Genomic DNA, 13,665 nt, shown 5'->3' on the forward strand with positions numbered 1-13,665 from the left:
CATGAATACTCTCGCCCCCGCCAGCGCCGCCCAGGCTCAACACGATATCGTCGATGAATTCGCCTTCTTCGGCGACTGGACCGAGCGCTACCAATACCTGATCGACCTCGGCAAGCAGCTTGCGCCGTTCCCGGACGATTGCAAGACTGAGGATTACCGCGTACACGGCTGCCAGTCGATGGTGTGGCTGGTGCCCAGCGGCGACGCCGCGAACATGCACTTCGAGGCGATCAGCGACTCGGCCATCGTTTCGGGCCTGATCGCGCTGGTGCTGCGCGTGTATTCGGATCGCCCGGCGGCCGAGATCGTCGCCACCGAGCCTGCCTTCATCCAGGATATCGGGCTGGCCAAGCATTTGTCGCCGACGCGTTCGAACGGCCTGGCGGCGATGTTGGCGAAGCTGAAGGCGTACGCAGCCGCGGCTCTGTAGGCTGGGATGACAATCCCAGCTTCTTGGCCACTTCCCGATGCTGGGATTGGCATCCCAGCCTACGAAAAACCCCGCTCTTAGGCGGGGCTTTCGTTATATCGATCGGACGAACGTCAATCGCCCATCTGCTTCTGCAAATGCTCGCGACGCTCCTGCGCATCCAGCGACAAGGTGGCGATGGGGCGGGCGTCGAGGCGCTCGAGGCCGATTTCTTCATCGGTCTCTTCGCAATAGCCATAGCGGCCTTCCTCGATGCGGCGCAACGCTTTGTCGATCTTGGAGATCAGCTTGCGGTAGCGATCGCGGGTGCGCAGTTCCAGCGAGTTTTCCGTCTCGCGGGTAGCGCGCTCGGCTTCGTCGCCCACGTCGCGGACCTCGTCGCGCAGGTTTTCCATGGTCTGGCGCGACTCTTCCACCAGCTGCTCGCGCCAGGCGCGCAGTTTGTTGCGGAAGTAGGCCAGGTGACGGGGATTCATGTACTCCTCGTCGGACGAAGGACGATAGCCCTGAGGCAGATCGATGTTCGTGGTGATGGGCAGGGCGTAACGGCCGTCTTCGCGGGTTACACCGTTATCTAGCGTTGTGGCGGAGCTATTCATTGATGACTGCGTGCTTTTCTGCTTCTTGCTGGAGGAATTATGCGCAGTGGCATTTGCTACGCGCTGCGCCGTGGGGCCCACGGCGCTGGCTACCTTGCCCGTCAGGGGCCGGGTGGCGGGTGATGATACGGCCTCAGGTGTTGCAGTTTGTGTAGGTTCCGCCCGCGACTTGGGCGTTGCCGAAGCCGCGACAGGAGCATGGGCCGGCGGCTTGGCGACGGTTTTTTCGACCGCCTTCTTGGCTGGTACCGGTGCCGGCTTGGCGGCAGGCGCGGCATGCTTGGGCTCGGGCTTCTTCACTTCGGGCTTGGCTGCCTTTTTCACTACCTTGACTGGCTCGGCCTTCTTCGGTTGCGGCTTGGGGGCCGGCTTGGCCACGACCTTCTTGGCCGGCGCCGGCTTGGCCGCTGTCTTGGCTGGCGCCTTCTTCACCTCGGCCTTCTTGGCCGGGGCCGCCTTTTTCACGGACTTGGGCGCAGCGACCTTGGCCTTGGTGGCCTTGGTTTCGTTGCCCTTGCCCGCTGCCTTTCCTTTGGCAGCTTGCTTGGCGGCGGTCGGATTATGCGTCGTTTTCGCCATTTACCTTCACCGTTTTGGCCTTGGCGGCCGGGTGTTATAGCCCAATACCCTTCACACCGGCAACCATCCTTCTGGAATACTTGCGTCCTTGGGTCTCAAAGCGGTTTCGGCCGTGTGAACACCGTGAGTCGATTGATCATCTTCCTGCTCAACCTCTACAAACGCTACGTGAGTCCGCTGTTGGGACAGCGTTGTCGCTTTTACCCCAGTTGCTCCGATTATGCACGCATCGCCGTGTCCCGCTTCGGTCCATGGCGGGGCGGCGTGCTGGCCGGCTGGCGGATACTGCGCTGCCAGCCGCTGTGCTCGGGCGGCAACGATCCGGTGCCGGAGCGCTTTCACCTGGCAAGCTGCCGCGCCCCCCACAGGGAACCGGAACATGGGGCCTCCTGAGCACAGCGCAAGTCCCGAACCTTTTGGATTTTCTTTGATTGAGGAGTTTCCGTGTCCACCGATTGGCTGATCAAGAACGCCGAACTGGTCAACGAAGGGCGCCGTTGGCATGCCGACCTGCGCGTAAAGCACGGCCGCATCGACGCCATAAGCGACAGCTTGAACGCACGCCCCGGCGAACCGGTGATCGACGCCACTGGCCTATGGCTGTTGCCGGGCATGATCGATGACCAGGTGCACTTCCGCGAACCGGGGCTCACGCACAAGGCCGATATCGCCCACGAATCACGCGCCTGCGCAGCCGGCGGCATCACCAGCTTCATGGAGATGCCCAATACCAAGCCGCCGGCCTTGGATCGCGACTCGTTGGAGGCCAAGTACGCGCGCGCGGCAGAAACCTCGGCCACCAACTATGCCTTCTATCTCGGCGCCAGCAATGACAATCTCCAGGCGATCCGCGCGCTGGATCCAAAAGCCGCGCCGGGCATCAAGGTGTTCATGGGCGCCTCCACCGGCAACATGCTGGTGGACAACCCGGATACGCTGGACGGCATCTTCCGCGAAGCGCCCACGCCGATCATCACGCACTGCGAAGATACCCCGATGATCGACGCCCTGCACGCCAAGGCGCGGGAGCAATACGGCGAAAACATCCCCGCGCGCGAGCATCCGCTGATCCGTTCGCGCGAGGCGTGCATCAAATCCACCCGGTTGGCGATCGCGCTGGCGCGCAAGCACGGTACGCGCTTGCATGTGCTGCACATTTCCACCGCCGATGAGTTGGCGCTGTTCCAGCCCGGTCCGATCAAGGGCAAGCAGATCACGGCCGAGACCTGCGTGCACTTCCTGCATTTCAGCGATGCCGATTACGAACAGCTGGGCTTCCTGATCAAGTGCAACCCCGCGATCAAGACCGCCGCGGATCGCGAAGCGATCATCAAGGCCGTGGCGGAAAGCCGCATCGACGTACTGGCCACCGATCACGCGCCGCATCTGCTGGAAGAAAAAGCGCAGGCGTACGACAAGGCACCCTCCGGCCTGCCGCTGGTGCAATTCGCGCTGCAAGCGGCTTTGCAGCGCGTTACCGAGGGCAAGCTCACGCTGGAACGTGTGGTGGAGGCCGTCAGCCACGCGCCGGCTACGCTATTTAGCGTGCACGAACGCGGCTTCCTGCGCGAAGGCTACGCCGCCGACCTGGTGCTGGTCGATCCGCGCAAACCGCATAGCGTGCGCCGCGAAGAGGTGCTGTCCAAGTGCGGTTGGTCCCCGTTCGAGGGCCATACCTTCCAGCACTCCATTGCCGCTACGTTCGTCAACGGACAGCATGTGTGGGATGGCTTGCGCGTCGACGAAAGCGTGCGCGGCGAGCGCTTGACGTTCGACCGCTGAAAGACGGCATTCAGTGATAGTCGTCTTCGCGCTGATGGCGAATAGCTACGATGGTGATCGTATGATCGCCATCGATTTTGAACAACGCGACATAGCCCGAGTTGCCGAATGAGATCAGCAACTCGCGCAGGAAAGGATCGTCCGGATCCGCCTTGCGGCAGGTAAACGGGAAGGATTCAAGCACACCGGTGGCCTTGCGGATGGCATCCAGAGCCCGCTCGGCGGCATTCGGGTCCTTTTGCAGTAAAAAGCGATAAAGCCGGATCAGATCGAGGCGCGCTGCGTCCGTGTAACGAACCTGATAGATCAACGATGGCCTCCCTTTGCTTGCGCATCCCGCAACATGCCGTCCAATTCAGCCAGCACTTCGTCTGAAGAAAAGTAGACTCCAGTCCGCTGTGCCTCTTCATAGGAAGCCAAACCGCGCGCAATGAACTCGCGCTGCATTTGGCGCCGCGCAATGTTCGCCCGCAACGACTCTTCCATGAAGGATGAGAGACTCTCTCCCTTGTTCAACACGCTTTCCGCGGCCTCCCGCAGTCCGGGATCGACACGCAGGGAAGGAATAGTGGCTGTTTTCATTGGCGCCGGCCCATGCATTGCATTTGCGATGCAAATCGTAGCATAGCTGCCGAGCGCGCATGTATTTGCTTGGGCGCAAGGGCAAACAGGCGCGAGCATCCTCTATAGAAACTTGTTTTTACTTGAGTTTCCCACAGGGGGCTGAAAAACAGGTCCAGTGGGCGCTAGTGCGATTCGGAAACCACCACCTGCACCGGCCCATGGTTGCCGGAATTGCCCAGCACCCTCGCCTGCGCATCGTTGGCGGCCAGGGTGCGGTCGCCCTGCTTGATGGAGGCCGACACGGTGAAATCGGTGCCGCCGGCCAGGCTGTCCGGTTCATAGCTCAGCACGAACGATACCGGCGACGGGCCAATCGGTGCGACGTGATCGCTGGCAATGACACGCGCGGGCGCATCACGCTTGCTGATGTCCGACAGCGTGACCTCCAGATAGGCATCGGGCGGCAGCTCGTGCGCAAGCTGATAGTCGACTTCGCCACTTAAGGATTTCATCAGCGTCTGCTGCTGCGGCGCTTTGTGGTGCCCGAACGGCATCCAGCTGCAGCCGGCGAGAGCGAGCAAACCTGCCAGCAGCAGTCCGTGGCAAACTTTCATGGGAACTCCTTAGCGGCAAATGCGCGAGATGATAGCAACCGCAGCTGCCGGCTATAGCATCAGCTGCGGCCGTTCCCGTAACCGCCGGGCACACCCTTGCTGGCATAGGCCACCGCATCATGCGGATGCAGGCTTTCCTGATGTTCCAGCCGCACATGGAAGTCGGCGATATGGTCGTCGGCATCGAGCGCACGCTGGATGCGGCGGGCGGCATCCTCGCAGAACATCAGGTTGCCGCCGTTGGCCAGAGCGAAGGCCTGCTCGTCTTCGCGCTTCACCGCGGTCTGCACCGGCGTACCCAGCGCTTGTTCGACGCGGTCGAGCAGGCCGATCAGGTCCAGCGATGCGTCCTCGGCAAAACGCACCAGCAGGCGCGCCACGCTGCGTTGTGCATGCGGCGTGGCGATGATGCCCTTCTCGCTGCCCAGCCAGGCCAGTACGGCGGCGTGGTCCAGCGGTTTGCCGGCGCCAAAGTCCTTGGCGAACTGCTCCTGGATCAGCTGCCGCGACAGGGCCGCCGAGGCGGGACAGGTGGAGGAATAGACCACTTCCGTACCCAGTTCCAGGCGAAAACCCTCCTCGCACAGGCTGGCTTCGATGGAAACCGGGTACGCACGCCAGCCGCTGTTGCTGCTACGCAGCGCGGCGCGGCGCACCAGTTGATCGAAGCGGATGCTGATGCGCGCGCGATCGGCCAGATCCTTGTGCGAATCGAGGAAGGCGCGCAACAGACCATGCAGCATGGCCGCATCGACCGGCGTGGCGCTCAGGTGTTCGTCGACCAGCAAGTAAAGACGCGACATATGGATGCCGCGCTTGTCTGGCCGAGTAAGGTTCACGAACGCGCCGACCTGAGCGCTGGAGCGCTGGACGGTGCCATCCCCCGCATCGAACAGCACTGGCACTTCGATGCCGTCCATGCCAACCCAATCCAGCGCGCCGGCCAGATGCGGCTGTGCCTGGCTGGCGACGTCGGGCATCAGGCGTACGGTATTTTCATGGCTATGCATGGGGATTCCCTGGAGCGAGGCTTGCTCGGCTTATGTTGGGGCAGCTCGCCGCGTCGCAACAGGGGGCGCGCGGGAAACAGTGCGTTTATGACCGCCTACCGGGGCTGTCCGGCCACTCGTTGCTGCCAGCGCTGGGCCGCCCGCCACGCGCGCAGAGTCGCCAGCAAGCCACTGTTCGGCGTGCCAGTCTGCAGCACCTTCAATGGCTCGGCGGCGCGAGCCGCCTTGCGCAGCAGCCGCTCGCCCTCGCCAGCCTCCAGCGCGCGGAACACGCTGAGCGGGCCGTCGAGCCGGGCAGCTTCCGCCCAGGCCGAACGCAAGTCATCCAGCTGGGCCTTGATCGCCTGGTCGCGTGTCCCGCTGGGCTGACGCAAACTGGCGCGACTCAGGCCAAAACGGGCCAGCCGCGCCATCGGCAGCGGCAGGCGGTCCCGCTCCGCATCGTCCTGCAGGCGACGCAAGGCAAAGAGCAGGTGACTCAACGTGGCCATCCGCGTGGCGCGCACGGGCGATGCGGCTTCGCCATACCACCATGCGGTTTCCAGCGCGGCCAGGGCGCCATGCAAGGCGGAGGTAGCGGCGAGCTGGGCGGAAAAATCCACCGCCGTGCCCTCCTCCAGCTGCGCCATGGCCGCCAGCACCGGTGCCAGCCAGCGTTCCGGCGCTATCGCATGCGCCCGCTCGTCGTCGAACAGCACCCGGGTCAGCGGGTGCCGGCCGCCGCTGGCCGCCGCACCACTGAGTTCTTCGGCCCACCAGTTGAGCTTGGTGGCCGCCACGTGCGGCTCACGGATGCCGTAAGCCGCAGACAGCAGCTCTTGCTCCCATGCCGCCAACGCGACATGGCCCGGATACTTGGCCGGGTCGACGAACACCAGCGCCGTACGCTGCTGCGGCTGCACGGCCAGCCATTTGTCGACGTAGCTTTGCAGGGCACCGTGGAGGGAAACCTCTTCGCTCACGCGGGGACCTTCAACTTGAGCAGTTCGGTCAATCCGCGTGGATGTTCGATCACCGCATCAGCGCCCCAGGCATGCGGATCGCCACCATCCAGATAGCCCCACTGCACCGCGACGGTGTAGAGCCCGGCAGCATGACCGGCCTGCACGTCGCGGCGATCGTCGCCGACGAAAAGGCTGCGCGCGGGATCGAGCCCGGCGCGTTCGCACGCCAGCAGTACCGGCGCGGGATCGGGCTTGCGTACCGGCAAGGTGTCGCCGGATATCACCGCGCACACGCGCTCAGCCCAACCGATCTGCCGCACCAGGTCGTCGGTGAGATAGCCCGGCTTGTTGGTGACGATGCCCCAGGCGATGCCGCTGCGTTCGAGTGCATCGAGCAGCGGTTCGACGCCTTCGAACGGACGCGTGTGGCGCGACATCATGCTGTGATACAGCTCCAGATAGCGCGGCATGCGCTCAAGCAGGGCTTCGTCGCTTTCATCGAAAGCACAGCGCAGGATGGCGCGCGAACCACGCGACACCACGGTGCGCACCGCTGCATACGGAGGCACGGTGGCACCCACTTCAGCACAGTAAATGCCCAAGGCGGCGTGCAGATCGGGGGCGCTGTCGAGCAAGGTGCCGTCCAGATCGAACAAAACGCCTTGGGCAGATGCGGGTAACGGCTTCATGCGGGTTTGCGGGCTGAGAGCAGATAGTTGACGGCAGTGATGCGGCTCAGCCACGCCTTGCGCGTGAGCGGGTTGTAGCCCAGGCCGCTGATGTCTTCCAGTTCCAGCCCTTCCTGCCGGAGCAGGCGCGCCAGTTCCGAAGGCTTGAGGAATTGCGCGTAGTGATGGGTGCCGCGTGGCAGCAGCCGCGCGATGTATTCCGCCCCGATGATCGCGGCACCGAACGAAGCCGGCGTGCGATTGAGGGTGGACATGAACAGTCGCGCGCCGGGCTTGAGCATCGCCGCCAGATCGCGCACCAGGGCAGCCGGATCGGGGACGTGCTCGATCAGCTCCATGCAGCACACGGCATCAAAGCTGGCCGGTTCGGCCACGGCCAGTTCCGCTGACGATTGCTTGCGGTAATCGACCTCAAGCTTCGATTCGTGCAGATGCAAGCGCGCGATCTCGATTACCTTCAGGCCCATGTCGATGCCGACGACATCCGCGCCGGCATGGGCCAGTGCCTCGCTCAACAAGCCGCCACCGCAACCCACGTCGGCAACGCGCGCGCCACGCAGCGCCACGCGCGCAGCAACATAGTCCAGGCGCACTGGATTGAGATCGTGCAACGGCCGCGATTCACCGTCCGGATCCCACCAGCGCGAGGCCAGCTTGTCGAAGCGCGCGATTTCCTTGTGGCTGACGTTTTGCGTGGCTTGCATGGCGAAACACTCCTTCACACTGCTAATGCGTATTCCACTCGTAGACCGTGACGTTCCAACAACCACTAGTATGCGCCGGGTCGCGATGAGCGATGGCCAGCGCCTCTTGCATGGACTGGGCACGCAGCAGATAGGCGCCGCCGGACTGATCGGCGAAACCGCCGGACATTTCATTACGCCCCTGCTCGCGCAGCGAGGCCAGGAACTGCTGGTGCAGAGGGATGACCGCCGGGTCGATCGGCGGCTTGCGCATCAGCATGACCAGAAAGCGTTTCATGCCGGATCCAGGGCCGCGATACGCTCGCGCCAGGCATGGGTCCGCGACAGGATGCCTTCGAGATCCATGTCCACCAGCTCGCGCGCGGCCAGCTTGCGCTTGCCGGCAATCCACACGTCGGTAACCTGGTGGCGGCCGGTCGCATAGACCAGTTGCGACACGATGTGGAACAAGGGCTGGGTTTCCAGATCGCTCAAGCGGACCGCCGCGAGATCTGCCTGCTTGCCGGCTTCGATCGAACCGATTTCTGCCTCCAGGCCGAGCGCCTTGGCGGCCTGGATGGTGGCGGTGCGCAAGGCAAAGCCAGCGTCGAAAGCTGCGGCATCCTCGGCTACCGCCTTGGCCAGCAGCGCGGCGGTGCGCATTTCGCCGAACATGTCCAGGTCGTTATTGGACGCGGTGCCGTCCGTGCCCAATGCCACGTTGACGCCCGCGTTGCGCAGCTTTTCCACCGGACAAAAACCGGAAGCCAGCTTGAGGTTGGATTCCGGGCAATGCACCACCGACACGCCGGCCTCGGCACAGGCGGCGATCTCGCCATCGGTGAGTTGGGTCATGTGCACGGCGATCAGCCGGTCGTTGACCAGGCCCAATTTCTGCAACCGCTGGAATGGGCGCAGGCCGCTTTTCTTGCGCTCCTCGTCCACTTCGTGCGCGGTTTCGTGCAGATGCAGATGCACGGGAATATCCAGCTGGTCGGCCAATACACGAATGCGCTCGAACGACTCGTCGGACACCGTATAAGGCGCATGCGGCCCAAACGCGGTGCTGATCAGCGAATCGTTGCGGAACTGGTCATGCGTTTCGCCGGCGCGCTCGAAGTATTCGTCCTGCGTGCGCGCCCACGCCGTCGGAAACTGGATCACCGGCAAGGCGATGACGGCACGGAATCCATGCTTGCGGTAGGTCGCGCCGATCGCATCGGGAAAGAAATAGTTTTCGTTGGCGCAAGTGGTACCGCCACGCAGCATCTCGGCAATGGCCAGTTCCACGCCATCGCGTACGAACTCCGGACCGATCACCTTCGCTTCCACCGGCCAGATGTGCTGCTGCAGCCAGACCATCAGCGGCAGGTCGTCGGCGAGGCCGCGCATCAGCGTCATCGGATTGTGGGCGTGGGTGTTGATCAGGCCGGGAATCAGCACATGCTCACCCAGCTCCACGCGCTCGCGCGGAGCATAGGCGCTGCGTGCCTGGACAATCGGCAAGATGCCGACGATGCGATCGGCCTGGATGGCCACCGCATGGTGCTCCAGCACCACGCCATGCGGTTGGACCGGCACGACCCAGCGGGCTTCGATGAGTACATCTACGGACTGCGGCGAGGTTGGGCTCGTCATGATGTCTTCTATCGGGGATATGAGACGGGGCGGCACATCTTACGATGCCCGCCCCGATTCGTTCATGAGCTGGGATGACCAGCCCAGCTTTCTTTGCGGTTTCCTGATGCTGGGATTGGCATCCCAGCCTACGCCGCGGGCCGATGCATCACTTGCCGACGCGGCTGACGTACTCGCCGGTACGGGTGTCGACCTTGATCATTTCTTCGGTGTTGACGAACAGCGGTACGCGCACCACGGCGCCGGTTTCCAGCGTGGCCGGCTTGCCACCGCCGCCGGAGGTGTCGCCGCGCAGGCCCGGATCGGTTTCGGTGATCTTCAGTTCCACGAAGTTCGGCGGCTGCACCGCAATGATCTCGCCATTGAACAGCGTCACCACGCACTCTTCCTCGCCCTTGAGCCACTTGGCCGCCTCGCCCATGCCGACCTTGCTGGCCTGGTGCTGCTCGAAGCTCTCCTGGTGCATGAAGTGCCAGAACTCGCCGTCGGAGTACAGGTACTGCATGTCGGTATCGACGACGTCGGCGACTTCGAAGCTGTCGCTGGACTTCATCGTCTGCTCGGTGGTGCGCCCGTTCTTCAGGTTGCGGATGAAGATGCGGGTGAACGCCTGGCCTTTGCCGGGCTTGATGAAGTCGGCGTCGGTGATGACCCACGGGTCGTTGTTGTGAAGGATCTTCATACCCTTCTTGACGTCGTTGAGACCGACGGTGGCCATGCGCTTTGTGCTCCAGATGTGATGACGCCAACAGGCGGCTAGAATAGGGATTTCCCGGGCACTGACCCCGGTTCAAGACTCACTATGATAACCGCAAGCCACGCCGCACGCCTATCACTGCCTGGAGCCGACTGGCGCACGCTATGGCGCGAAGCCATTACCGATGCCCGCGAATTATTGACGTTGCTGGGCCTGGAACAGCTTGCCCATGAGTTGCCTACGGAGGATGCCGGCTTCAGCTTGCGGGTGCCGCGCGGCTTCGTTGCCCGCATGCGCCATGGCGACGCCCGCGACCCGCTGCTGCTGCAGGTACTGCCGCAACTGGCTGAGACGCAGCAGCTGGCCGGCTTCAGCATGGATGCCGTGGGTGACATGGCCGCTCGCTCGGCCAAGGGCGTGCTGCACAAATATCAGGGGCGCGCCTTGCTGATCGCCAGCGGCAGCTGCGCCGTGAATTGCCGCTACTGCTTCCGCCGCCATTTCCCTTACGGCGAGGAAATGGCGGCGGCCGGCCAATGGTGCGAGGCGCTGGAGCATGTCCGGCAGGACGCCTCCATCAGCGAACTGATCCTGTCCGGGGGCGACCCGTTGGCCCTGGCCACCGGCAAGCTGGAAGAACTCAGTCGTGGCCTGCTGGAGATTCCCCACGTCGCCCGCCTGCGTATCCATACCCGCCTGCCGGTGGTGTTGCCCGAGCGCATCGACACGGCTTTCATCGACTGGCTCAAGGCGTTGCCGCTGCAAAAGGTGGTGGTCCTGCACGCCAATCACGCCCATGAATTCGATTCGGGCGTGGACGAGGCCTGCGCACGCTTGCGCGAAGCTGGCGCCACCTTGCTCAACCAGGCGGTGCTGCTAAAGGGAATCAATGACGATGCCGATAAGTTGATCGCCTTGTCCGAGCGCATGTTCGCCGCGGGCGTGCTGCCGTATTACCTGCATCAGCTCGACCGCGTGCAGGGCGCGGCGCATTTCGAGGTGAGCGATGCCCAGGCGCAGTCGCTGATCGAGCAGCTGCGCGGCCGCCTGCCCGGCTACCTGGTACCCAAGCTGGTGCGCGAGGTGGGCGGCGATCCGTCCAAACGGCCGCTCTGACCGGCCAGTCCGGCCGCATGGCCGACCACCGCGGATCCCCCAATGCCTGCGCTTCGTCACCAAATGCATGCATGAACCCTGGCAGGTACGCAAGGAATCCGTTACAACACTCATCCTGTGCCGGCTAGTCCTCGGATACCTTCCGCGCCAGCAGCCTGATCGTAAGGAAAGCACGACACGCCCATGAAGACAGACTCCGTCATCAAGATCCTCTTCATCGAAAACTCGGTCGAGGACGCGGAACAGATCATCACCTTGTTGCGCAACGCGGGTACCGCTGTCCGCCCGGCGCGGGCCACGACGATCGAACAGGTGCATGCGGCACTGGAGGAACTCGGTCCCGACCTGGTCCTGTACAACCCGGCCGTGAAGGACCTGTCGTTGCGTAGCGTTGCCCAGCAGATCGACGCCAGTGCCCGCGACATCGCCCTGATCGCCTGCGTGGCGAAGATCGACGAGCAAAGCGTGGCCGACATGTTCCAGGATGGCGTGGTGCATGGTGTGGGTGCACGCAGCCAGCCCAAGCAGCTGATTACCGTGATGCGGCGTGAATTCGAGTCGCTGCACGCGCGCCGCCAGGTGCGGCGGCTGGAAGCGGCCCTGCGCGAATCGGAGCGCCGCTGCGACGCCCTGTTGGACTCTTCGAACGACCCTATCGCCTACGTGCACGAAGGCATGCACGTGCGCGCCAATCGCTCCTACCTGGATACCTTCGGCTACACCGATTTTGACGACCTGCTCGGCCTGCCGGTGCTGGACCTGATCGGCCCAGCCGACGCAGACGCCTTCAAGAACTTGTTGCGCGCCCTGTCCAAAGGCGAGAAGGCCGAATACCGCCTGGAACTGCATGCCCGCCGCGCCGACGGCAGTACGTTCCCGGCCACGGCCGAATTCGCGCACGCCACCTTCGAGGGCGAACCGTGCCTGCAGATCGTGTTCCGCCGCCAGCAGGTCGACCCGACCCTGGTGGAACAGCTGCAGCGCGATCCGGTCACCGGCCTGTTCAACCGCGCCCGTACGCTGGAATACATCGATAACGCCGTGGCGGCCGCCAGTGAGGGGCATAAAGGCCAGACCATGCTGCTGATCGAGCCGGACAATTGGGCACCGATCGTCAACAACATCGGCCTCGGCAAGGCCGACGAATTGCTGACGCTCTTTGCGCATCGCGTCAGCGCGCAACTGGGCCCGAAAGACATTGCCGGCCTGCTCGCCGAACACACCCTCGGCGTAATCCTGCATACCGACACCGACGAAGCGATCAGGGCCTGGATCGACGGCTTGCACAAAGCCATTTCCAATGGAATTTTCGATCTGGGCACGCAGTCGATCACGCTGACCGCAAGCATCGGCGGCAGCCTGCTGGGCGAAAAGAACGCCAATTCGGAAATGCTGCTGAACCAGGCCAGCCTGGCCTTGCGCAGCGCGCAGGGCCAGGGCGGCAACCGCAGCGAGCTGCATGATCCGGCCGCCAGGGAAAAAGCCGATGCGGAACGCGAGCGCAACTGGTTGGACCTGCTGCGCCGCGCGCTTACGCAAAACGAATTCATGCTCTATCACCAGCAGACCATCAGCCTGCAGGATGCCGAGGGCGACTATTCGGAAATCCTGCTGCGCATGAACGGCCCGCAAGGGGAAGTCTCGCCAGGCTTCTTCATGCCGATTGCGGAGAAATACGGGCTCAATGCCGAGATCGATCGCTGGGTGCTCAACCAGGCCATCAACGCACTGAAGGCGCGCGACCGGCACGGTATCCCGACCACGTTCTTCGTGAAGCTCACTCCCGATTCCATGCAGCAGCAGGCCAACCTGCTGAGCTGGCTGGACCGCACACTGAAACAGGCCGCCCTCAAGCATGGCCGCCTGGTGCTGGAGATGACCGAGAGCAAAGTGGTGACGATGCTGCGTCCCGCGCAGGAATTCATCAACGCCTGGAAAAAGCTCGGCGGATTCTTCGCCCTGGAGCAATTCGGCTCCGGCCTCAACTCCTTCCAGTTGCTCAACCACATCGACGCGGATTATCTGAAGATCGATCGCAGCTTCATGGCCGACCTGCCGCAGCACCCGGAAAACCAGAAGAAGATCACCGAGATCTGCGCGCAGGCGCACGAGATGAAACGCCTGAGCGTGGCCGAATGGGTGGAGGATGCCGCCAGCACCTCGCTGCTGTTCGCCTGCGGGGTGGATTTCGTGCAGGGCAACTTCCTGCAGGAACCGCAGCCGCTGGCGGTCACCGCGTAGGCCGAACACGTAGGCTGGGATGACCATCCCAGCTTTTTTTACAGCTTGCCGGGATGGTCATCCCAGCCACAAAAAAGCC

At 63.5% G+C, this 13,665-nt stretch carries 16 protein-coding genes; 5 read left to right on the forward strand and 11 right to left on the reverse strand.

The features are described 5' to 3' along the window. Position 1: 1 nt before the first annotated feature. Positions 2–430 carry a SufE family protein gene (locus QQJ96_RS19770; RefSeq protein ID WP_284333749.1) on the forward strand — a complete coding sequence of 143 codons (429 nt, stop codon included), beginning with the start codon at positions 2–4 and terminating at the stop codon, positions 428–430. A gap of 113 nt (positions 431–543) precedes the next feature. On the opposite strand, the gene dksA is transcribed toward QQJ96_RS19770, so the two are convergent. Beyond that, complete coding sequence (gene dksA / locus QQJ96_RS19775; RefSeq protein WP_284333750.1) at positions 544–1,608, reverse strand: RNA polymerase-binding protein DksA; 1,065 nt, start codon at positions 1,606–1,608, stop codon at positions 544–546. A 123-nt stretch (positions 1,609–1,731) separates the two neighbouring features. On the opposite strand from dksA, the gene yidD reads away from it, so the two are divergent. Next, the gene (yidD, locus tag QQJ96_RS19780) at positions 1,732–2,001 is read left to right on the forward strand and encodes a membrane protein insertion efficiency factor YidD (protein WP_284333751.1); all 270 of its coding nucleotides are present in this window, start codon (positions 1,732–1,734) and stop codon (positions 1,999–2,001) included. Between the two features lie 51 nt (positions 2,002–2,052). Continuing rightward, positions 2,053–3,390: a dihydroorotase gene (locus tag QQJ96_RS19785; protein ID WP_284333752.1), complete on the forward strand. Its 1,338-nt coding sequence runs from the start codon at positions 2,053–2,055 to the stop codon at positions 3,388–3,390. Positions 3,391–3,400: 10 nt separating this feature from the next. On the opposite strand, the gene QQJ96_RS19790 is transcribed toward QQJ96_RS19785, so the two are convergent. From QQJ96_RS19790 to efp, 10 genes are all read right to left on the reverse strand, one after another. Then, entirely contained in the window at positions 3,401–3,700 is a 300-nt protein-coding gene (locus QQJ96_RS19790) for a type II toxin-antitoxin system RelE/ParE family toxin (protein ID WP_284333753.1), read from the reverse strand. After that, positions 3,697–3,972 carry a YlcI/YnfO family protein gene (locus QQJ96_RS19795; protein ID WP_284333754.1) on the reverse strand — a complete coding sequence of 92 codons (276 nt, stop codon included), beginning with the start codon at positions 3,970–3,972 and terminating at the stop codon, positions 3,697–3,699. The genes QQJ96_RS19790 and QQJ96_RS19795 overlap by 4 nt, the downstream gene beginning before the upstream one ends. A gap of 164 nt (positions 3,973–4,136) precedes the next feature. Then, a complete protein-coding gene (locus QQJ96_RS19800) occupies positions 4,137–4,568 on the reverse strand; it encodes a YbaY family lipoprotein (RefSeq protein ID WP_284333755.1) in 432 nt (143 codons plus the stop codon). 59 nt (positions 4,569–4,627) lie between these two features. After that, on the reverse strand, positions 4,628–5,578 hold the full coding sequence (gene folE2, locus QQJ96_RS19805; RefSeq protein ID WP_284333756.1) for a GTP cyclohydrolase FolE2: 951 nt from the start codon (positions 5,576–5,578) through the stop codon (positions 4,628–4,630). 95 nt (positions 5,579–5,673) lie between these two features. Further along, positions 5,674–6,540: a squalene/phytoene synthase family protein gene (locus tag QQJ96_RS19810; protein WP_284333757.1), complete on the reverse strand. Its 867-nt coding sequence runs from the start codon at positions 6,538–6,540 to the stop codon at positions 5,674–5,676. Continuing rightward, on the reverse strand, positions 6,537–7,211 hold the full coding sequence (gene gph, locus QQJ96_RS19815; RefSeq protein WP_284333758.1) for a phosphoglycolate phosphatase: 675 nt from the start codon (positions 7,209–7,211) through the stop codon (positions 6,537–6,539). The genes QQJ96_RS19810 and gph overlap by 4 nt, the downstream gene beginning before the upstream one ends. Then, on the reverse strand, positions 7,208–7,915 hold the full coding sequence (gene ubiG, locus QQJ96_RS19820; protein ID WP_284333759.1) for a bifunctional 2-polyprenyl-6-hydroxyphenol methylase/3-demethylubiquinol 3-O-methyltransferase UbiG: 708 nt from the start codon (positions 7,913–7,915) through the stop codon (positions 7,208–7,210). Before ubiG ends, gph begins: the two co-directional genes overlap by 4 nt. A gap of 22 nt (positions 7,916–7,937) precedes the next feature. After that, entirely contained in the window at positions 7,938–8,192 is a 255-nt protein-coding gene (locus QQJ96_RS19825) for a YciI family protein (protein WP_284333760.1), read from the reverse strand. After that, positions 8,189–9,532 (reverse strand): TRZ/ATZ family hydrolase, encoded by a 1,344-nt coding sequence (locus tag QQJ96_RS19830; RefSeq protein ID WP_284333761.1) that lies wholly within the window; start codon positions 9,530–9,532, stop codon positions 8,189–8,191. The genes QQJ96_RS19825 and QQJ96_RS19830 overlap by 4 nt, the downstream gene beginning before the upstream one ends. Before the next feature lie 148 nt (positions 9,533–9,680). Continuing rightward, positions 9,681–10,250, reverse strand: coding sequence for an elongation factor P (gene efp, locus QQJ96_RS19835; RefSeq protein WP_284333762.1), 570 nt, complete (start codon positions 10,248–10,250; stop codon positions 9,681–9,683). 84 nt (positions 10,251–10,334) lie between these two features. On the opposite strand from efp, the gene epmB reads away from it, so the two are divergent. Both epmB and QQJ96_RS19845 read left to right on the forward strand, forming a co-directional pair. Further along, positions 10,335–11,345, forward strand: a complete 1,011-nt coding sequence (gene epmB / locus QQJ96_RS19840; RefSeq protein WP_284333763.1) for an EF-P beta-lysylation protein EpmB — start codon at positions 10,335–10,337, stop codon at positions 11,343–11,345. Positions 11,346–11,528: 183 nt separating this feature from the next. Continuing rightward, positions 11,529–13,586: a GGDEF/EAL domain-containing response regulator gene (locus QQJ96_RS19845; protein ID WP_284333764.1), complete on the forward strand. Its 2,058-nt coding sequence runs from the start codon at positions 11,529–11,531 to the stop codon at positions 13,584–13,586. Positions 13,587–13,665 lie beyond the last annotated feature (79 nt).

This window comes from Dyella flagellata, assembly GCF_030160275.1.
GTDB classification, from domain to species: Bacteria; Pseudomonadota; Gammaproteobacteria; order Xanthomonadales; family Rhodanobacteraceae; genus Dyella_B; species Dyella_B flagellata.